This is a genomic window from Gordonia sp. DT219 (genome assembly GCF_049847065.1).
Lineage (GTDB): Bacteria > Actinomycetota > Actinomycetes > Mycobacteriales > Mycobacteriaceae > Gordonia.
In genome coordinates this window covers 4,222-5,461 of sequence record NZ_JBNCNR010000046.1, presented here as the reverse complement: position 1 = coordinate 5,461, position 1,240 = coordinate 4,222, and the positions used below count along the sequence as shown (strand labels likewise).

Annotated in this window: 1 rRNA gene (cut by a window edge); it reads right to left on the bottom strand. The window is 53.8% G+C overall.

Features of this window, described 5'->3' with window-relative positions:
• Window positions 1-59: 59 nt before the first annotated feature.
• A 23S ribosomal RNA gene (locus tag ACPXB3_RS22180) occupies window positions 60-1,240 on the bottom strand (it continues 2,057 nt past the right edge of the window).

Sequence of the window (1,240 nt, the reverse complement as noted above, 5' to 3'; positions counted from 1 at the left end):
ATGTGTTATTTCAGAAGCACATAGTGGATGCGACACACCTCTATCAAAGTAAAAGTGTTGTATGTAAGTCCTCGGCCGATTAGTACCAGTCACCTGAACCCATTACTGGGCTTACAATTCTGGCCTATCAACCCCATGGTCTGTAGGGGGCCTTAACCACTCGAAGGTGGTGAGAAACCTCATCTTGGAACAGGCTTCCCGCTTAGATGCTTTCAGCGGTTATCCCTTCCGAACGTAGCCAACCAGCAGTGCCCCTGGCGGGACAACTGGCACACCAGAGGTTCGTCCGTCCCGGTCCTCTCGTACTAGGGACAGGTTTCCTCAAGTTTCTAACGCGCGCGGCGGATAGAGACCGAACTGTCTCACGACGTTCTAAACCCAGCTCGCGTGCCGCTTTAATGGGCGAACAGCCCAACCCTTGGGACCTACTCCAGCCCCAGGATGCGACGAGCCGACATCGAGGTGCCAAACCATCCCGTCGATATGGACTCTTGGGGAAGATCAGCCTGTTATCCCCGGGGTACCTTTTATCCGTTGAGCGACACCGCTTCCACTTGCCGGTGCCGGATCACTAGTCCCGACTTTCGTCCCTGCTCGACATGTACGTCTCACAGTCAAGCTCCCTTGTGCACTTACACTCAACACCTGATTGCCAACCAGGCTGAGGGAACCTTTGGGCGCCTCCGTTACTTTTTAGGAGGCAACCGCCCCAGTTAAACTACCCACCAGGCACTGTCCCTGAACCCGATCAGGGTCCGAGGTTAGAAGTCCAATACGATCAGAGTGGTATTTCAACAACGACTCCATGAACACTGGCGTGCCCACTTCACAGTCTCCCACCTATCCTACACAAACCGAACCGAACACCAATACCAAGCTATAGTGAAGGTCCCGGGGTCTTTTCGTCCTGCCGCGCGTAACGAGCATCTTTACTCGTACTGCAATTTCGCCGAGTCTGTGGTTGAGACAGCAGAGAAGTCGTTACGCCATTCGTGCAGGTCGGAACTTACCCGACAAGGAATTTCGCTACCTTAGGATGGTTATAGTTACCACCGCCGTTTACTGGGGCTTAAATTCTCAGCTTCGCACCCCGAAGGGAACTAACCGGTCCTCTTAACCTTCCAGCACCGGGCAGGCGTCAGTCCGTATACATCGTCTTACGACTTCGCACGGACCTGTGTTTTTAGTAAACAGTCGCTTCTCTCTGGTCTCTGCGACCCACACCAGCTCACGAAGCAAC